The 18,805-nt window shown below is 46.0% G+C and carries 14 protein-coding genes and 1 pseudogene; 9 read left to right on the forward strand and 6 right to left on the reverse strand.

Annotated features, from left to right (window positions below; translation table 11 throughout):
* The first annotated feature begins 62 nt into the window (after positions 1-62).
* Both QUB26_RS01130 and QUB26_RS01135 read left to right on the forward strand, forming a co-directional pair.
* A complete protein-coding gene (locus QUB26_RS01130; protein WP_333240478.1) occupies positions 63-743 on the forward strand; it encodes a dual OB domain-containing protein in 681 nt (226 codons plus the stop codon).
* A gap of 105 nt (positions 744-848) precedes the next feature.
* Positions 849-1,583, forward strand: a complete 735-nt coding sequence (locus QUB26_RS01135; RefSeq protein WP_333240480.1) for a hypothetical protein — start codon at positions 849-851, stop codon at positions 1,581-1,583.
* 486 nt (positions 1,584-2,069) lie between these two features.
* On the opposite strand, the gene QUB26_RS01140 is transcribed toward QUB26_RS01135, so the two are convergent.
* Positions 2,070-3,245 carry an AAA-like domain-containing protein gene (locus tag QUB26_RS01140; RefSeq protein WP_333240483.1) on the reverse strand — a complete coding sequence of 392 codons (1,176 nt, stop codon included), beginning with the start codon at positions 3,243-3,245 and terminating at the stop codon, positions 2,070-2,072.
* A gap of 504 nt (positions 3,246-3,749) precedes the next feature.
* Between QUB26_RS01140 and QUB26_RS01145 the strand changes: the two genes are divergently transcribed.
* From QUB26_RS01145 to QUB26_RS31925, 3 genes and pseudogenes are all read left to right on the forward strand, one after another.
* Positions 3,750-4,586: a sigma-70 family RNA polymerase sigma factor gene (locus QUB26_RS01145; protein ID WP_333247784.1), complete on the forward strand. Its 837-nt coding sequence runs from the start codon at positions 3,750-3,752 to the stop codon at positions 4,584-4,586.
* Between the two features lie 192 nt (positions 4,587-4,778).
* A complete protein-coding gene (locus tag QUB26_RS01150) occupies positions 4,779-6,347 on the forward strand; it encodes a tetratricopeptide repeat protein (protein ID WP_333316200.1) in 1,569 nt (522 codons plus the stop codon).
* A 141-nt stretch (positions 6,348-6,488) separates the two neighbouring features.
* Positions 6,489-6,697, forward strand: a pseudogene (locus QUB26_RS31925) (serine hydrolase domain-containing protein).
* A 162-nt stretch (positions 6,698-6,859) separates the two neighbouring features.
* On the opposite strand, the gene QUB26_RS01160 reads toward QUB26_RS31925, so the two are convergent.
* Positions 6,860-7,663 carry a lectin OAA family protein gene (locus QUB26_RS01160; protein ID WP_333206283.1) on the reverse strand — a complete coding sequence of 268 codons (804 nt, stop codon included), beginning with the start codon at positions 7,661-7,663 and terminating at the stop codon, positions 6,860-6,862.
* Between the two features lie 156 nt (positions 7,664-7,819).
* Positions 7,820-8,194, reverse strand: coding sequence for a hypothetical protein (locus QUB26_RS01165; RefSeq protein ID WP_333240495.1), 375 nt, complete (start codon positions 8,192-8,194; stop codon positions 7,820-7,822).
* A 180-nt stretch (positions 8,195-8,374) separates the two neighbouring features.
* On the opposite strand from QUB26_RS01165, the gene metH reads away from it, so the two are divergent.
* Positions 8,375-12,127 carry a methionine synthase gene (metH, locus tag QUB26_RS01170; protein ID WP_333316202.1) on the forward strand — a complete coding sequence of 1,251 codons (3,753 nt, stop codon included), beginning with the start codon at positions 8,375-8,377 and terminating at the stop codon, positions 12,125-12,127.
* Between the two features lie 476 nt (positions 12,128-12,603).
* Here the strand turns inward: metH and QUB26_RS01175 are convergent, their stop codons facing one another.
* On the reverse strand, positions 12,604-13,227 hold the full coding sequence (locus QUB26_RS01175) for a hypothetical protein (protein WP_333240500.1): 624 nt from the start codon (positions 13,225-13,227) through the stop codon (positions 12,604-12,606).
* A 269-nt stretch (positions 13,228-13,496) separates the two neighbouring features.
* Positions 13,497-13,823 carry a YbjQ family protein gene (locus QUB26_RS01180; protein ID WP_172184303.1) on the reverse strand — a complete coding sequence of 109 codons (327 nt, stop codon included), beginning with the start codon at positions 13,821-13,823 and terminating at the stop codon, positions 13,497-13,499.
* A 150-nt stretch (positions 13,824-13,973) separates the two neighbouring features.
* Here QUB26_RS01180 and QUB26_RS01185 point away from each other — a divergent pair, with 150 nt between their 5' ends.
* Together QUB26_RS01185 and crtO are read left to right on the forward strand one after the other, a co-directional pair.
* Positions 13,974-15,074, forward strand: coding sequence for a tetratricopeptide repeat protein (locus QUB26_RS01185; protein ID WP_333316204.1), 1,101 nt, complete (start codon positions 13,974-13,976; stop codon positions 15,072-15,074).
* 433 nt (positions 15,075-15,507) lie between these two features.
* Entirely contained in the window at positions 15,508-17,205 is a 1,698-nt protein-coding gene (gene crtO / locus QUB26_RS01190) for a beta-carotene ketolase CrtO (protein ID WP_333316206.1), read from the forward strand.
* Between the two features lie 77 nt (positions 17,206-17,282).
* Here the strand turns inward: crtO and QUB26_RS01195 are convergent, their stop codons facing one another.
* Positions 17,283-17,414, reverse strand: a complete 132-nt coding sequence (locus tag QUB26_RS01195) for a hypothetical protein (RefSeq protein WP_333240508.1) — start codon at positions 17,412-17,414, stop codon at positions 17,283-17,285.
* 285 nt (positions 17,415-17,699) lie between these two features.
* Between QUB26_RS01195 and QUB26_RS01200 the strand changes: the two genes are divergently transcribed.
* The gene (locus tag QUB26_RS01200; RefSeq protein WP_333240511.1) at positions 17,700-18,800 is read left to right on the forward strand and encodes a saccharopine dehydrogenase NADP-binding domain-containing protein; all 1,101 of its coding nucleotides are present in this window, start codon (positions 17,700-17,702) and stop codon (positions 18,798-18,800) included.
* Positions 18,801-18,805: the final 5 nt, after the last annotated feature.

Here is an 18,805-nt window from a genome sequence, read left to right on the forward strand (position 1 = left end):
AGATTAGATAATGGTGGGATGAATCTAAAATCTAAAATCTAAAATCTAAAATCTAAAATCGAATGACTCGGATAATTTGTCTCGCTAATTCCTGGAAACGCGGCGACAGGTGCATCGCCGGAATTAATGAACTTCAAGGTAAGTGGGTGCGTCCTGTTTCCGACTTACCAGAGGGCCAAATTCCTAAAGAAATGCGGCAGATAAATAGACTTGAACCCGCGTTGTTAGATGTTCTAGAAATTCCTCTGGCAAAGACGGGGCCGGACTTTGGCTTTGAGTGTGAAAATCTTTCTGTTTTACCGGGAAAATGGCGGCAAGTAGGGAAAGTTCCGTCAGCATATTTGCTGAAATATTGCCAGAGTCAAGAATATATTTTGCACAACGATTTGCGATATGTTACGGTGGCATATATGCAGTCTTTGCCAATGTGCGATCGCCTAACTTTGCAATTAGTCAAAGCAGTAAGATTTACGGTAAAAAAGCTAAGTCAAAGATTTGAAGGTGGTAATAAATGGGAAGGATCTATTGTCACGCAGCATGGTCAAAGATTGACTGCAACAATTACAGATCCGGTGTTTATTAGAAAGTTAGAATTGGGGTATCAACCGCAAAAAGCTTGTTTGGTAACAGTGAGTTTGAGTATGCCTTGGCGGCCCGATGATTGGGAGGGAGATGACCCTTGTTGGAAGTTGATTGCGGGTGTGGTAGAGTTGCCGGAAGATGTTGTTGATGATGAAATTTAGTTTTGACCCAAATGGGCGATCGATTATTTATTTCTTTTTATTTCCCGCAAAAACTCTGTTCATGCTATAATTCTGCGGGACTGTAGCAGAAAGGGGTGCTTTTTGATGAAAGCAGAATTTTATTTTGACTGTCACAAATATATTTGCAGTTTAGTTCAAGTGGATTTTGTCAAAGAATTAAAAATAAAAAATCATCAAGGTTTTGTTTTGGCTGTTAAGCAAGGACAAAAGATTGGACTTTTGGGAAAAAGTCGTCATAATGCTAAACAAGTTGATGTATCTAAGCCACATTTTTATAATGTAATTAAAGCGGCTATGAGCGCTTTGGAATTAGAAACTAAAAATGAGGTTATATTAGAGAGAAATCGAACTCTTGCTGATGCCGAAGAAATGATTCAGCAGCAAAACCGAGAAATTCGCGTTCTCAACGAACAGATTAGAATGCTTGGAACTAAGGTTGATGAATTGTCAAGGGAAAAGCAGCAGTTATCCATGCAGCTAGTAGAAAAGGAAATCAGAGAAACTGCAATTAGTCAAGAACTTGATGATTTTCCTGCTTTCGAGGAAGATTTAGTGGCGGCGGAAATTGAGCAGGGGATTGGAGAAGTTGAAATTAGTAAAAAAATCGAAGAATTGTCCGTTCAAGCTGCTGGGTTGGACGTGCAGTTAATAGAAAATCTACCGGATTATGAGGAAATTGATGAAAAGGAAGAAATGACCGAAAGCGATGTTAAAAGTGTCACTGTAGAAATTAGAGAAGAAGTAGAATTTCAAGGAGGCGAAACAGAAATTAAGCGACTGCCTAAAAGAGGTTCCCAGAGAAGGATGAGAAAGAAATAATGATGATATATCTTTTCTAGAGTGTGAGGCGCTATTTATAGCGAAAATGTGCGCCATATACACGCTAAATATAGAGTTGATGCGTATCTATTGTGCATCTTTTATTCCTCGCTATGTGGCAAAATTTCTCTAATTCTTGTCCGAAATCAACTGACGGCTGCTCTTTGTCCGATCGCCCTGCTTTGTTCAATAAATCCGGGTACTTCTGCGATCGCCAAAAATGGAAAAGCTAAACTTTGAGCAGCACGATCGTATTTTCCCTCTACAAGCTGATATAGTTCTAAGGTTTGCCCGCGCTATCTCCAAAGTTCGGGAACGCCAAGGGAAGAATAGATTGTGAACTTATTTAGATAATAATTTGTGTAGTCAGACTCTACACCCAAATCCGGCGGCGGGTCTGTTTCTAAGTCAAAATTTTTGCTTCTGAATAAAGCTTAATTCTGGATGTAGAAACAGGTATCCGGTTCGATTTCTAGAAGCGGATTTTTACCGGATAAGATTAGGGTGTAGAGGAGGAATATAGGGAATAATATAAAGTTTGGTGACAATTTTCCACACTTGTGCTATTTGCCACATTTGTTCCTGCGAGATATCCTGCGCCCAAATATGATATAAAGCCAATCGGATTAAATGGGGATTTCCACCCACAAAATTTATTAGTTTCTCTACATCCTGTATTGGCAAATTCAATCCATGCCGAAGTGCTAAATCTTGCACTTGAGCGCTGGTAAAATCAGGTATTTCAACTGACAGCCCTAGATTTAATGGGGATTGATTGATATTGAGGGGAATAGAAACTTCTGTCGAGTGTACTACTACTAACCGAAGTTTCTGCCAGATATTACTATTGCGATCGCCATACTTTCCTTTTTCGTACCAAGCTCGCAGCAGACTAAAAAAGTCAGAGGCAATTTCGGGGTGAGTGAAAAGGCGATCGACATCATCTAGGGCGAGTACCAGCGGTGAATCGATTTGAGCTAATAAATAATTCTCAAAATAATCTGTGGTGTTATAGTTGCTACCAAACATCTCATCCCAATAGTCTGCTAGTTTGTTCGGTAGCTTCAAGCTCCGACTCACGCAAGCACAAAACCATTGCAAGAATCGATCCAGATTGGTGAATACTTTTTCATCAGCCAGCTTGAGATTCAACACCACTGTTTGATAGCCCTCTTTTCTCCCCCGTTCCAGGATTCTTGCCATCAAGGAAGTTTTACCCATTAGTTGGGGAGCTTTGATGCGAATTAAGGCACCTGGTTGCAAAATCGCTTCGCAGGTGCGAGATTCAATGGGAGGGCGTTCTACATAAAACGCCGAATCGAGAGGTACTTGACCCCCCGGTAATTCTGGTTTTACATCTACACGATCGGGTTCAACTTCTTTAATCTGAGTTTCTGGCCAAGAATAATCAGAGGGATCCAGAATTAGATTAAAAGCCCTGAAATAGCGCTTGAGGGTTTGCTTATCAACGGTAGTAGAGCCATTATTGACCCGGAGCAAGGTATCTACAGCTAAGCCAGTGCGATCGCTCAACTTTTCAAGAGTGTACCGGTAGCCACAGTTTTCTTTAAATTCCGCCTCAGATTTCGCTTTCTGAAGTTTGCTCGATCCTTGAGGGGTAAGGATGACACCGCGCCTGCGTCTGTATTTAGGCTGATACATGGGGTTATTCAACTTAAGCTAGCGTACATTTAACTTTTAAATTGAAAAAATCTAGGAACAGCTTTCCATTCCTCTCCTTTGCACCCAAAATCGTTGGCCATCCTACGGTATTAGCCGGGAACTTAAGTAAATAAATAGCTTAAGAGCCGTTAGTTAAGCTAAACCACAGAAATAATAGAGTATTTTCCCTAATTGTAAGAAATTTTTCCGAATTTGAGCAAGTTTGGCTCATGAGGTTGCTAAATTGGCTACCCACCTAAAACGGGACATTTTGGTTATAGACCCCTTTCTCCAAAGAAGTTTATTGTCCCGCCATAGAAGGGTAGCCACTAAATTTTCCAACTTTTACACCCCTACGGGTGGTATGGGGTGGGAATTTGAGGAGGAAAAATCCTTAACTTCGGATCTTAACTGCGAAAACTGCGATTGTTTACAGCGAGGAGAAGAGGCAGACTGGACTGTAAGCTTGTTCAGCCAATGCTCTCCTAGTGAAGGAACAACTTGATGCTAGATAAAGAAAGCTTGACAGAGAATGTAACAACGAATGTAACTCTCCACCGATTTCGTTCCCTGATCGCTCAAAAAGCCACAAGTGAGACAAAGTTAGACGAGCAACTCCTATTAAAATGCCTGTCTCAAGGCGACAAAAGAGCATTCTGGCAGTTATGGATATGGCATCAAGATTATCTCTACCGTTGCTGTCAAACATGGATGGGAGGCGATCGGGTAGAGGCAGAAGAAGCACTGAGTCGAGCAAGGCAAAAAGCCTGGGAAAAAATGCCTTCTTTCGCTGGCACAATTACTTATCCTAAAGCTTGGCTGGCTCGACTAACCCATAACATCTGCATGGATATACATCGAGAACGCAAGAAAGGTGCAAAGGGTGTCGAGAACATTGAAAATATTTCCGAAGATGAGGGAATTGGTGGTAGCAGCGAATCACCCGAAGCTGCCATGCTCCGTCAGGAAACGAGCCAACACATACGCCGTGCTATTAATAGTCTACCTGCCAAACTGCGAGACCCTTCCATTTTGCGGTGGTATGAGGAGATGCCTTACCGAGATATTGCCAAAAAATTGGCTCTTTCTGAAAATAATGTGCGGAAACGCATCCAACTGGCACGAGAGATTCTGCAAAAGCAGTTGCACAATTATCGTTTAGGTTTGGATACGGCAGAAGTCGAGGAACCGAAGTCGGATGAGCCGGCGACATCTGGCTGCGAAAAGTTGAGGGTAGAAGAGTATGTGCAACAGCCAATTGATTATAGGGTAACAACTACTTATCTTGATTCACTGTTACATACGAGATATAGCTCATCCAGCCTTTTGAGTTGGAGATAATTCCGAAATCTTACAGAATACAGAGCTTTTCAAGTCTGATTGTAGGGGCGAGTTTGGTACGTTGTTGCGCTTTAGCGCTCTTATGAAAACTCAGATAAGAGCGCTAAAGCGCAACAACATACCTTAAAAGGAAAGTGTTGCCGATATTGGGGTGCATTTACAAGCCATTAACTATAATAGGTTTACTCCAATATGTCTAGAGTCACTGCTACTTGCCTGGTACAGCTTAATCAGCCTACCGGGGTGGAAATGAATGCTTATCTAGTTTTAGATGAGAAACTCACAAGGCAAGATATTAAGCTTAAAACATTAAGTAAATACGTGGAGCAGCATCCCACGGGATGGAAGAAACGAAGGGAATTAGCCGAACTGCTATATGCAATGGGCAACTGGCAGCAAGCAGTGGAAGAATATCGCCAAGTGCTACAACGGCAACCTCAATTAATTGATGTGAAATTGCTATTGGGAAAAATCTTGCAGTTGATGGGGAAAGAGACAGAAGCAATTGCAGTTTATGAAACGGCTAAAAGTTTATCTGACAACGAAGCAGTCGGACATCATATTAATGGATTAATTGCAGTGTGTCGCCGTTGTATTGAGCAGGCGGCGGTGTCTTTTGAACAAGCAACATTCCTAGAACCAGAGAATACGGCTCACTGGCTGGCTCTGGGATTGATTTATTTGGAAAAAGAGGCTCCCATTGCAGCGTTGCAAGCTTTTGATACGGTTTTGCAACTGAATCCGAATGACGTTGTAGCTAATAGTCACAGCTACGATGCGTTGATGATGTTGGGGAACTTTCAGGAAGCGGAACAACGTTTGCAGCGAGTGCTGGAGGTGTTTCCCCAGGATTTGCGGAGTCTCAAACTGCTGGCGGATAGTCGCTGTGGTACGGGATTAGTTGGGGGTGAGGAAGGTAAGCGGACAAAGCAAATGATTCAGACGATGCTGCGAATTGCTCCCAATGCTGCTTATGTTCATGATTCGCTGGCCCAGTACCACCTGTTTCGCGGGGAGTGGAAAAAAGGGGTAGCTGTTTTGCAGGAGTTTGTTGAACAGCATCCGCTTAATCTTGGTGGCTGGTATTTCTATGGGCGATGTCTCTTCCGCACGGGGAATTCTATTACTGGGGCGGAAGCGATGCTGAAGGCGTATCGGTTGTATCCCAATGATGGGGAAATTTATCGGGCGCTGTGCGAGATTTTACCTGTGGCGGGGAGAGGAGATGAGCTCAAACCTTTGGTGGAAGAGATGTTGGAGCGGTTTCCAGAGCGCTGGAGTGTCTGGGCGACGGCGGGACGGGTGCTGGTGGAACATTTTCAAGAGATGGAGCGCGGATGTGCGTTGTCTGCGCGGGGAATGCAGCTACAGCCGCAGTTAGCTGATGCTTGGTTCCGACATGGGCGGGTGTTGGCGCTGGCGGGGCGACACCGGGAGGCAGTGGAAGTGTTGGAGCAAGGTTGGCTGTTGTTATTAGAAGGGGGGGGTTGCTTGCAATCTGTACCTGCGGCGGTGTGGTTGGGTGAGAGTTATCGGGTTTTGGGTGAGGAGGAGAAGTGTCGGGGTTGGTTGGAGAAGGGGTGCGTTGGCGCTCTGGAATTGATGAGTTTTAATCCCGGTGTTGCACATTACTGGTGTGGTAGAGCGTTGTCGGGGTTGGGGGATGTGGGGGGTGCTGTGCAGAGTTATCGCAATGCTTTGAGTCAGTATTTGTTTTACCCTGCTCGTGGGGAGGTTAAGGAAGGTTTGGAAAGTTTGTAAATTCTTAATTTGAAAGGCTTCTGTTTTTATAGGTTTGTGGGTGCATCTATCTACCCAATAAATCCTAAAACTCAAAAAAATCATCAGAGCGAATTCCGTTCATTCGTAGAAGAAACACTCAAACAATGGCAGGTGTCAGGAGTGGCGATCGCGATCGTACAAAATGACCAAATCATCCTCTGTGAAGGCTTCGGATTAAGAAATGTAGAGCAGAATTTACCCGTTACACCGGAAACCGTTTCCCCATTGCCTCTTGCACCAAAGCCCTCACCGCCATGACTATCGGCTTGCTAGTGGATGACGGTCAATTAGATTGGGATCGATCGATTCGAGAGTTTTTGCCCAACTGACAATTGCAATAGGAAACCTATTTTTTTTGAAAACAATCGGTCAACCCTTTACTGCGTGTGGGGTTGACCGATTGTTCTTGTCCCGTCAGGTCAAGCTTTGGTGTCAATAAGCTGAAATATCTCTGTAGGCAAACCGAGCCAAAAGCTTAAATTCAAAGGGGTTCAGGATTTTCGTTGCCCCTTGAACCCAATCGGCCCTTCTCCAGCATAAGTCATGCTGCCAGTCAGAGTTTTACCACCGTCATCAGATTTTAGGTTTAGTTCGACCACATTTTGGTTAGCGCGGGAACCGATCACCCATTTGCCTCCTGGATTCCAAGGTGCAGTAGCCCCTCCCCATTGGTTCTCAACTGTGTAAGTATTACTGTCAGAGCGGGTAGCTCGAAAGCCAATCGGCCCTTCTCCAGCATAGGTCATGGTGCCGTTGAGGGTTTGTCCGCCATCAACAGACTTAACATTGATAGCGACAACGTTCTGGTTAGTGCGACCACCGATCGCCCATTCACCTCCTGGATTCCAAGGCGCGGTAGTCCCTCCCCATTGGTTCTCAACCGTGTAAATATTACTAAAGAAGGTAGCTCGAAAGCCAATCGGCCCTTCTCCAGCATAGGTCATGCTGCCAGTCAGAGTTTTACCACCGTCATCAGATTTTAGGTTTAGTTCGACCACATTCTGGTTAGTGCGGGAACCGATCACCCAATCGCCTCCTGGATTCCAAGGTGCAGCAGCCCCTCCCCATTGGTTCTCAACTGTGTAAGTATTACTGCCAGAGCGGGTAGCTCGAAAGCCAATCGGCCCTTCTCCAGCATAGGTCATGGTGCCGTTGAGGGTTTGTCCGCCATCAACAGACTTAACATTGATAGCGACAACGTTTTGGTTAGGACGACTACCGATTACCCATGTACCACCTTCATTCCAAGGAGCAGATGAGCCACCCCATTGATTTTGCACTTGGTATAACGTCATAATTTTCTTGATGTAGTAATATTGGTTGTTTCTACATCCTTAATACGATCTCAAAACCCAATTCGTGAATTTTTCGAGTTATCCCGAAGGATAGCTTTGCACGTACTGACTTAATTCCATTCGCTATCGCTTCTTTGTCACTTACCATTCAATCAGCTATCGGTTCACTGCATCAAGGAGACTTTTGATGAACAGCCAATGGAATCTGAGCCAATTTCGTTTATTATTAGAAGAAACATTCAAACAATGGCTTGTACCAGGAGTAGCGATCGCGATCGCACTTATCAGCATAATTACAAGATAGCCGAGAATTCGATCGCCCTTTAACATCACTCGTTTAATTATTTCGATCGCATTTTCGCAAAAATCCTCAACAGTTAAGCGGAAAAACCCCTCGCAGCCGATAATCACCCGCTTCTCCCCCAAATCTCCACGCACAACAGCATCCTCGAAATAATCTGACATTTCCCGCACACTTACAGGTACGATCGAACTATTGTCATCGGATTTGAGATTGGGGATTGTCCCCATCAGTCAGCCTGCGCGTGGGAATGAATCCGGGGGCTGGTTTTTTTTTATTCAAAATCCCCAATCCCAAATCTCAAATCGGCATAGTCATTAGCCATTTGCCAACAGTCACATAATTGTTGACAATATTGCACAATAGATAAAATTGTAAATATATAGCACCTGCGTTTTTTTTGACCGCTTATGAATAGCAGATTCCTCGATCGACTCCACCACCCCTCGCGCCCCGTCATCGTCTTCGACGGCGCAATGGGAACCAACCTGCAAGTCCAAAACCTCACCGCAGAAGACTTCGGCGGGAAAGAATACGAAGGCTGCAACGAATATCTCGTCCACACCAAGCCGGAAGCCGTCGCCAACGTGCACCGGGGATTCCTCGAAGCAGGGGCCGATGTCATCGAAACAGACACCTTTGGCGGCGCTTCCATCGTTCTCGCCGAGTACGATTTGGCAGACAAAGCATATTATCTCAACAAAACAGCCGCCGAACTCGCCAAGGGTATCGCCGCCGAATTTTCCACGCCAGAAAAACCTCGATTTGTCGCAGGATCGATCGGGCCAGGCACCAAATTGCCCACATTAGGACACATCGATTTCGACACACTCACCACCGCTTTTGCCGAACAAGCAGAAGGACTTTATGACGGCGGCGTTGACTTATTTATTGTCGAAACTTGTCAAGATGTGCTGCAAATTAAATCAGCATTAAATGCTATTGAGGAAGTATTTAAGAAAAAAGGTGCGCGAATTCCGTTAATGGTATCAGTCACAATGGAAGCCACCGGCACAATGTTAGTCGGTTCCGACATCAGCGCCGCCCTCGCAATTTTGCAGCCGTACCCCATAGATATCTTAGGATTAAATTGTGCCACCGGGCCCGATCGCATGGCCGAACACGTCAAATACCTTTCCGAACATTCACCCTTCGTCGTTTCCTGCGTTCCCAACGCCGGTTTACCCGAAAACATCGGCGGCCACGCGCACTACAAACTCACGCCAATAGAATTAAAAATGGCCTTGATGCGCTTTGTCGAAGACTTAGGCGTGCAAGTCATCGGCGGCTGCTGCGGAACCCGCTACGATCACATCCGCGAACTATCAGAAATTGGCAAAACTCTTAAACCCAAAATCCGCGAAATTACTTGGGAACCATCCGCCGCTTCAATTTACACCGCCCAACCCTACGAACAAGAGAATTCCTTCTTAATTGTCGGCGAAAGACTCAACGCCAGCGGTTCCAAAAAATGCCGCGATTTGCTAAACGCTGAAGACTGGGACGGTTTAGTAGCAATGGCGAGGGAACAAGTGCGAGAAGGCGCGCACATTCTTGATGTTAACGTTGATTATGTCGGCCGCGACGGCGTGCGAGACATGAAAGAATTAGTTTCCCGCGTTGTGACTAATGCAACTCTCCCTTTAATGCTGGATTCCACAGAATGGGAAAAGATGGAAGCCGGTTTAAAAGTTGCGGGCGGCAAATGTTTGCTGAATTCCACTAACTACGAAGACGGAGAACCGCGTTTTTATCAAGTTTTGGAGTTGGCGAAAAAATACGGCGCGGGCATAGTTATTGGTACAATTGACGAAGACGGGATGGCGAGAACTGCCGACCAAAAATTTGCGATCGCCCAACGCGCCTATAACGCCGCCGTCGCCTACGGAATTCCCGCCGAAGAAATCTTTTTTGACACCCTAGCTTTGCCCATTTCTACCGGGATAGAAGAAGACAGAAAAAACGGCAAAGCCACCATCGAATCCATCCGCCGCATCCGCCAAGAATTGCCAGGATGTCACGTAATTTTAGGAGTTTCTAACATTTCCTTCGGCTTGAATCCGGCGGCGCGGCAAGTCTTGAATTCGATGTTTTTGCACGAAGCAATGCAAGCGGGGATGGACTCGGCAATTGTCAGCGCCAATAAGATTTTGCCCCTAGCTAAAATCGACCCCAAACACCAAGAAATCTGCCGTAAACTGATTTACGACGAACGGGAGTTTGACGGCGATATTTGCGTTTACGACCCCTTGGGCGACCTGACAACGGTGTTTGCGGGCAAAACTACCAAGCGCGATCGTACAGAAGACGCAAGCCTCCCGGTAGAAGAACGTCTCAAGCAGCACATCATCGACGGCGAACGCATTGGGCTCGACATCCAACTCGCCAAAGCCTTAGAAACCTATCCCCCCCTCCACATTATCAATACCTTCTTGCTAGACGGGATGAAAGTAGTCGGAGAATTGTTCGGTTCGGGACAAATGCAACTACCCTTTGTATTGCAGTCAGCAGAAACAATGAAAGCGGCAGTTGCCTATTTAGAACCGCACATGGAAAAGTCCGAATCCGGGGACAATGCCAAAGGCACATTCATCATCGCTACTGTCAAAGGCGACGTTCACGATATCGGCAAAAACTTGGTTGATATTATCCTATCAAACAACGGCTACCGAGTGATCAACTTGGGAATTAAACAGTCAGTTGACAATATCATCGAAGCTTACGAAAAGCACAAAGCCGACTGTATTGCCATGAGTGGCTTGCTGGTAAAATCCACCGCATTCATGAAAGAAAATCTGGAAGTATTCAACCAGAAAGGAATCACAGTTCCGGTAATTTTGGGCGGCGCGGCTTTGACTCCCAAGTTTGTACATGAAGACTGCCAAAATACCTACAAAGGTAAAGTCGTTTACGGCAAAGATGCGTTTTCCGACTTGCACTTTATGGACAAACTCATGCCAGCCAAATCTGCTGGAAAATGGGAAGACTTGCAAGGATTTTTAGATGAAATCGGGCATGATAATGGGGCGGTTAAAGAAGCTAAAGCTTCGCCAGAAACTTCTGTAGAAGATGCGAAGAAAGCAGACACTCCTGTGGTGATAGATACCAGGCGATCCGAAGCAGTGGCAGCAGATATCGATCGCCCGAATCCTCCTTTCTGGGGAACGAAACTGTTGCAGGGAGAAGACATCCCATTTGAGGAGATTTTCTGGCACTTAGATTTGCAAGCTTTAGTTGCGGGTCAGTGGCAGTTCCGCAAGCCAAAAGACCAATCGCGGGAAGAATACGATGCTTTCTTAGCTGAGAAAGTTTATCCCATATTGGAAGAGTGGAAACACAAAATTATCACTAAAAAGTTACTGCAGCCGCAAGCAATTTACGGGTATTTTCCCTGTCAAGCTGAAGGCAATTCTTTGCATTTGTACGACCCGGAAATTATGAATGGCGGGCAAACAATAATCAGTGGCGGGCAAACAATAATCAGTGGCGGGCAAACAATAATCAGTGGCGGGCAAGATGCCCACCCCACAAAAGAAAGTGGCACAGGCATCTTGCCTGTGGCTGGAACAGAAAGTGGCACAGGCATCTTGCCTGTGGCTGGAACAGAGAGTGGCACAGGCATCTTGCCTGTGGCTGGAACAGAGAGTGGCACAGGCATCTTGCCTGTGGCTGCAACATTCACATTTCCCCGGCAAAAATCGGCGCGCCGGCTGTGCATTGCGGATTTCTTCGCGCCCAAAGAATCGGGTAAAATCGATGTATTTCCCATGCAAGTAGCGACAGTGGGAGAAATTGCTACAGAGTACGCGCAAAAGCTATTTGCTAACAATCAATATACCGACTATCTCTACTTTCACGGGTTAGCGGTACAGACAGCGGAAGCAATAGCAGAATGGACTCACGCGCGAATTCGGCGGGAATTGGGATTTGGTAGCGAGGAACCGGACAACATTCGCGATATGCTGGCACAAAGATATCGCGGTTCGCGGTACAGTTTCGGCTATCCTGCTTGTCCGAACATGGCGGATCAGTACAAGCAACTGGAATTGTTAAAGTGCGATCGTATCAACCTGTACATGGATGAAAGCGAACAACTTTATCCCGAACAATCAACAACCGCAATTATCACCTATCACCCAGCAGCCAAATACTTCAGCGCTTAATTTCTAGGGTGCGACTCACACTTTTTTCTGTCGTTTTTCTCGTTCTTGTACTCGTTATACTCGTTACCAGGCTCTGCCGATTCGTGATAACTTAACGTCAAACCCAATCACAGACTGCTGTTTGAGTATTAAGCTCAGATCCCCCCTAGCCAACCCCTACTCCCCTTAAGAAGGGGGGGACAAGAGTCTTCTCAAAGTCCCCCTTCTTAAGGGGGATTTAGGGGGATCTAGACTTAGCTAAAGGCGAGATTTATCAATGGTTTCAGTCTTAAGTTGTCACCAATGGGCTCTGCCTGGGAACAAAGATCCAGAGGCTCTGCCTCCATTTAAAAACCTGGAGGCAGAGCCTCAAGAAATGCGTTCCAAGGTAGAACCTGGGAACGAGAAAAAAAATAGTTCACGAATTAAAGCAACAAAAAAGCACCTTAACAAAAGTGCTTTCTATGTATATGAACTTTCCGTGTCTGACGAAACTTTTATGAGTAATTCCGGGGAGTGCGTGCACCGGCAGATGCTCCTACCATCGAAGCAACTAAACCCAATAGTGAGCCGAACAAAAACGACCAACCAGCTTTCGCAGCATTACCAGCGATATTGCGAGTATCCTGAGCAGTTACGTTAGGCGCTTGGTTCGGCAAATCGACCCCGCTTTGCTGCGCTTGATTAATTGCTTCTCCCGCATTCGCAGCTATGACGCCAAAAGTGCCGGCCACGCCATTTGCTAACAGCCAAGAGCCGATTGTTAAGGTGGTTGCCCACAAAATTGCTCCGTTCAAAAGCGCTGTGTTGCGGTTCATCGGGCCGCAAGCGCGAGCAGTTACCCAACCGCCAAGGGCTAAGCTAATTAACAAACTGATAATTGACCAAATTCCGACGCCGGTACCCACGTCTCCTGAAATAGTGCGCGGAGCTCCTGAACCAGCAATGCTGCTCAACCCGATCGCAGCGCCCAATGCACTTAACACCAGTTGTGTGGCGATCGCAATTACCAAACCCGAAAAAATCGGGCCCCAACGTACTCGATCGTGGTATTCCATCACTGAATTTACGACCACGGGTTCAGTACCAACGTTATCTACAGGTCTATTTACGTATGACATAGGTTTTTCTTTCCTCTTAGAGTTGCTTTAATTTTTAACAATCTTTCACTTAAGCATTGATTGTGGCTGAGATTGATAAAAACTATATCTGCCTGGGGAAATAACCAGTATCTATGTCTGAAGAAAGAAACGAAAAAGTCATCCGCCCCCAGCCACCCGCTATTAGCTAATGACTGATGACTGATGACTGATGACTCATAACTATTTTATCCCGTTGGAAAAGTTCCCGGATGTATACAGGAAATGCGGACGTATACAGAAAAAACTGCTTAACGCAATCTTACAGCCGTTCCAACGGCAGTAATCAGCAGCAAAGCCCCGCTGGAGTCTACATTAATCGTGCCGGTGTCAACTTCCACCCCGATTACGGCATTGGCGCCGAGGCGCTGGGCCCGTTTTTCGAGTTCCGCGAGGGCATCTCGCTGTCCTTTGAGAAACACTTCCTCGTAACTGCCGGTGCGGCCGCCGATGATGTCGCGAATGCCCGCGAAGAAATCTCGCAGGGCATTGGTGCCGTAGACAACCTCAGCAGTTACAATTCCCAGGTAAGATTGAATTTCTGCTCCTTGGATGATATCAGTTGTTGTTACAATCATCAGTTGGCCTCAATCACGAAAATTTTGAGTGGGTCTTGTTCTGTAGATTTACTACATCTCGCCACTCAAACATTCCTGGTAAATCATAAGTTGTCAGCTTGTCAAGCTGACAGCAACTCGCTCTTCCATTCCACATACTCTTTGAAACACATGGCCGTGCACAAACAAAGTCTCTTGGTATTCAGTACGTTGCTAATAGCAGGATTCGCTGTCGCAGCGCCGCTTCGGGCGCTCTCAGCAGAAACAGTCGTTCAAGTCAACCCTCAAAATGATTCAAATTTAGATGCTCTGCTGCGACAAGGGCGCGAGTTTGTAGATGTAGGAGACTACAGTAGGGCGATCGCCATTTATCAGGAAGCTGCGCGTTTAGATACGGAAAACCCGCGCATTTTTTCTGGTATTGGCTATTTAGAAGCGCGTCAAGGCAACTATGAAGCCTCAGTAGAATTTTACCAACAAGCGATCGGTCTGGAACCGAACAATGCGGACTTCCAATACGCATTAGGATATGCTATGGCGAATTTACAAAACTACCCCGCAGCAGCCACAGCTTATCGCCGCGCCGCTGCGCTCGATCGCAAAAATGTCAATGCCCGCATCGGTCTGGGAGTGGTACTCTTTCAGCAAAAAGATTACAGCGGTTCTTTTAAAGCATACCAAGAGGCGATCGCCCTCGATCCAAAAAGTTGGCAAGCTTATTCTTCAATGGGTTTAGTATTGATCCAGCAGGGAAGTTTTGCCAGTGCTGTCACCGTGCTCCAAGAAGCAGCCCAACTCGCTCCCAAACAAGCAGGTGTCCAGTTAAAATTAGGCACTGCTTTGCTGCGTGCCGGCTATACTTCCGAAGGGCTAGCAGCTTTTGAAGAAGCTGCCAAATTGGAGCCCCGGAATCCAGAAGTGCAGCTAGAAATTGGCGAACTTCTCCAGGCTCAAAACGACTTCGACGGAGCGCTTATAGCTTATCAGCGGGCTATTGCGGTGCGACCGAATTTAGTGGAAGCACACGCAGGAATCGGCGAAATTCAACTGAAAAAACAAGATTTTTTAGGAGCCATTACCACTTTTAGGCGAGTGATTGGACTCGATCCAAACCGGGCAGAAGCTTATTATAATATGGGTACGGCACTCAAAGCGCGCGATCGCAAATCCGAAGCAATTGAAGCTTTTAAACAAGCCCTCGACACTTACCGCCAGCAAGGCAACAATGATGGTGCCAAAAAAGCTGAGGCTGCGCTCCAGCAACTAAAGTAATATGTCTCAATGTACTAATAGGTAATTGGCTAGCAGTTTTGAGTGTGGAGTAAGTATTTTTCCTAGGGCTTAACTCCTTCCACTCCCCGTCTTGCAAGGAAAAAAGCAATCTCAAAACTGTTTCTCTTCCCTATTCCCTATGCCCCCTTTCCTCTTCCTTCTTCCTTCTTACTTCCTTTGCGTAAATTGTTTAATTGAACGCAGATAAATTTGCCTAAATATAGTACAATATTGGCGCAATTGGAGAAGGGTGAGTGCTCGGTAAGTTTAAGCAGAAATCAGGGCGATCGCACAACAGAATTTTGTCAAAGCTCCCTCTTTTGTAATATGCTAAAAGGGCTTACTGACAATGAATCTATTTCTATTGGTAGAGACAGCCAACTTGTTAACATTTGTAAAATAAGCAAAATATCCTCTCCCTAGAACTTCATCTATGCAAACGTATGATGTCATTATCATAGGCGCAGGTCACAACGGACTCGTCTGTGCATCTTATCTGCTGAAAGCTGGATATACCGTCCTGTTGTTAGAAAAACGTTCGGTTCCCGGGGGCGCAGCAACTACTGAAGCGGCCATTCCCGAATTACCGGATTTTAAATTCAATATGTGCGCGATCGACCACGAGTTTATCCATTTAGGGCCAGTTGTAGAAGAATTAGAACTGGAAAAATACGGTTTAGAATATCTTTTCTGCGATCCAGTGGCCTTTTGTCCGCATCCCGACGGTAAATATTTCTTAGCGCACAAATCCGTTGAAAAAACTTGTGCTGAAATTGCCCGCTACAACGAGCGCGACGCTAAAAAATATGCCGAATATACAGACTTTTGGCAGCGGGCTTTAGGGGCAATGGTTCCGATGTTTAATGCGCCACCAAAATCGATCGTAGATATTCTGGGCAACTACGATATTTCAAAAATCAAAGATTTATTGTCAGTCATCGGTTCACCCGACAAAACGCTGGACTTTGTTCGCACGATGCTCACCAGCGCTGAAGACCTTCTCAACGAGTGGTTTGACGAGGAATTTATCAAAGCACCCCTAGCAAGATTCGCCGCAGAACTAGGCGCGCCTCCTTCGCAAAAAACCCTTGCTGTAGGCGCAATTATGCTGGCAATGAGACACAATCCCGGCATGGCAAGACCGCGCGGTGGGACGGGTGCATTAGTGCAAGCGCTGCTCAATTTAGTGAAAAGCTATTCCGGTGTGGTACTTACCGACCAGCACGTCGAGAAAATATTAGTTGATGATGGTCGCGCTGTGGGAGTTCGAGTTGCCAACGGCACGGAATACCGTGCGACAAAAGGTGTCATTTCTAATATTGATGCTAAGCGCTTGTTTCTGCACTTAATGGACTCCAACGATGTTGACAGTGCCGACCCGGATTTGCGGGAAAGATTGGAGCGCAAAATTGTTAACAACAACGAGACTATTCTCAAAATAGACTTAGCTCTCAATGAAATGCCCAAGTTCGATCGCTGGAATCATCGGGACGAATATTTAATTGGTTCGGTTTTAATTGCAGACTCGGTGAAACACGTTGAAATTGCTCACAGCGAGCCTTCAATCGGCAGAATTCCCGACTCTGACCCATCGATGTATGTAGTGTTTCCGACGGTACTAGACCCGTCAATGGCTCCCCCCGGACATCATACGGCTTGGATTGAATTTTTTGCTCCTTACCAGATCGAAAATGCTGAAGGAACCGGCCAGCACGGTACGGGTTGGACGGATGAGCTGAAAAACAAAGTTGCCGATCGCTGCATTGATAAATTAGCAGAATACGCGCCAAATATCAAAAATTCAATTATAGGGCGCCACGTGGAAAGTCCGGCAGAATTGGGAGAGCGTTTGGGGGCTTTGAAAGGGAATTATTATCACGTTGATATGACGCTAGATCAGATGATATTTTTCCGTCCTTTGCCGGAGTTGGCGAATTACAAAACGCCGATCGATGGTTTGTTCCTCACGGGGGCGGGAACGCATCCGGGTGGCTCAATTTCTGGGATGCCGGGACGCAATACCGCTCGCGTTTTCATGCACTCGCAGCAGCCTTTCGCGCAGACTTTAGCAGATGCGGCTAATACTCTGAAAGCGAAGGGGAAGTCGGTATTTCGGAGTAATGAGAAGTAAGGTTTTTAGCAACCGCAGATGAGGGCAGATAGACGCAGATGAATCACATCTGCGTTTGTTTGTTTGTTTGTATTGATTTATCTGTTGGCAAGTGCGATAATTTTTTCTGGTTGATTCCCTGTGAAGGGAAAACGATTTGCGATCGCCCTCAATACCCTTTCTAAAGCCTGTGAATCTTTCGGGCTGGGTGGCGACGGTTTGCGTTTCATCAAAGCTGTTAAAATATTTTGTCATCCTAGAGCATCTTCCATCGATAAAATTCTCAATATGAGAATAACAAGTTAACGCTAAAAGCATTTTTGAACTTAGTATTGCAGTCAAATATATAATTTAGCAGAACAGGCAAGCCCCTGGTAGAAGTCGCTCCCCATCTCCGAATCAGGGCGCCGCCGATCCCCCAACATCTCGCATTCTCCTCAATTCATACTTTATGCGGATGAAAACGCCGGCCCCAAGTTGAGAGACTGAGAAGTGGCGTTACCCTTTTTTTAGCGATGGCAAACCGAGTTTTGATTGTCGGTGGGCGGGGACGAATTGGCAGCAGCGTTGCCCAAGACCTTGTTACTCATACCGACGCGGAAATTACTGTTACCGGACGCAACTCTGAAGCCTCTATTGGGCCAGGATTGCCGCCGGATAGGGTGCAGTATCAAACTTTAGATTTAGCAGACAGTGCAGCCCTGCACCAAGCGGTTTCATCCTCTAATCTCGTCGTTCACTGTGCGGGGCCTTTTCACTACCGAGACGCTAGTGTACTGAAAACTTGCATAGAAGCAGGTGTTAATTATACTGATGTCAGCGACAGCCGCAGTTTTACTCGCAGAGCTTTAGAATTGCGCGAAACAGCTAAAAATTCTGGGATTACTGCTATTATTAACACTGGCATTTTTCCCGGTGTGTCTAATAGCATGGTGCGGCGAGATGTGGAACAATTAGATGAAGCAGAAAACATCCATTTGAGTTATGTTGTCGGAGGTTCTGGCGGTGCTGGCGTTACCGTTATGAGAACCACTTTTTTAGGTTTGCAAACTCCTTTTGACGTTTGGGCCGATCGCAAGTGGCAGCAAGTAAAACCCTACAGCGATCGCGAAACAATTGAATTTCCAGCACCCTACGGCAACACAGGCGTTTACTGGTTCGATATGCCGGAAGCAATCACTTTGCCCGAAACTTTCCCCGTCAAATCAGTTGTGACTAAATTCGGTACGTCTCCCGACCTTTACAATCACCTTACCTGGTTTGTTGCCAAGTATTGGCCCGCTAGCTGGCTCAAAAATAACTCCGTGATTGAATTTCTCTCCTACGTCAGTTACGGGATGACCAGTGTTAGTAATAGTTTTAGTGGGGTTGGTGTGGCAGTGCGATCGCAAGTGACCGGTCTCAAAAACGGTCAACCCGCTAAAGTTTGCTCGACAGCGATACACCCTAGTGCAGCAGTCGCTACGGGCATCGGTACTGGCAGCATAGCTCAATTAATGTTAGAAGGAAAACTGGAAAAACCGGGCGTTTGGTCGGTCGAACAAGCTCTTTCTACTGAGCTATTTGAACGAGCTATGCAGAACAGAAAACTAGACATAGAGCAGGTTCTTTTGTAGTTAGT

Source organism: Microcoleus sp. B4-C1, from assembly GCF_036705285.1.
In the GTDB taxonomy this organism is placed as follows: Bacteria; Cyanobacteriota; Cyanobacteriia; order Cyanobacteriales; family Microcoleaceae; genus Microcoleus.

Excerpts from the sequence above, each read along its gene's own strand:
- QUB26_RS01130 (WP_333240478.1), top strand. The coding sequence starts at position 63 with ATGACTCGGATAATTTGTCTCGCTAATTCCTGGAAACGCGGCGACAGG.
- QUB26_RS01135 (WP_333240480.1), top strand. The coding sequence starts at position 849 with ATGAAAGCAGAATTTTATTTTGACTGTCACAAATATATTTGCAGTTTA.
- QUB26_RS01140 (WP_333240483.1), bottom strand. The coding sequence starts at position 3,245 with ATGTATCAGCCTAAATACAGACGCAGGCGCGGTGTCATCCTTACCCCT.
- QUB26_RS01145 (WP_333247784.1), top strand. The coding sequence starts at position 3,750 with ATGCTAGATAAAGAAAGCTTGACAGAGAATGTAACAACGAATGTAACT.
- QUB26_RS01150 (WP_333316200.1), top strand. The coding sequence starts at position 4,779 with ATGTCTAGAGTCACTGCTACTTGCCTGGTACAGCTTAATCAGCCTACC.
- QUB26_RS01160 (WP_333206283.1), bottom strand. The coding sequence starts at position 7,663 with ATGACGTTATACCAAGTGCAAAATCAATGGGGTGGCTCATCTGCTCCT.
- QUB26_RS01165 (WP_333240495.1), bottom strand. The coding sequence starts at position 8,194 with ATGGGGACAATCCCCAATCTCAAATCCGATGACAATAGTTCGATCGTA.
- metH (WP_333316202.1), top strand. The coding sequence starts at position 8,375 with ATGAATAGCAGATTCCTCGATCGACTCCACCACCCCTCGCGCCCCGTC.
- QUB26_RS01175 (WP_333240500.1), bottom strand. The coding sequence starts at position 13,227 with ATGTCATACGTAAATAGACCTGTAGATAACGTTGGTACTGAACCCGTG.
- QUB26_RS01180 (WP_172184303.1), bottom strand. The coding sequence starts at position 13,823 with ATGATTGTAACAACAACTGATATCATCCAAGGAGCAGAAATTCAATCT.
- QUB26_RS01185 (WP_333316204.1), top strand. The coding sequence starts at position 13,974 with ATGGCCGTGCACAAACAAAGTCTCTTGGTATTCAGTACGTTGCTAATA.
- crtO (WP_333316206.1), top strand. The coding sequence starts at position 15,508 with ATGCAAACGTATGATGTCATTATCATAGGCGCAGGTCACAACGGACTC.
- QUB26_RS01195 (WP_333240508.1), bottom strand. The coding sequence starts at position 17,414 with ATGAAACGCAAACCGTCGCCACCCAGCCCGAAAGATTCACAGGCTTTA.
- QUB26_RS01200 (WP_333240511.1), top strand. The coding sequence starts at position 17,700 with ATGGCAAACCGAGTTTTGATTGTCGGTGGGCGGGGACGAATTGGCAGC.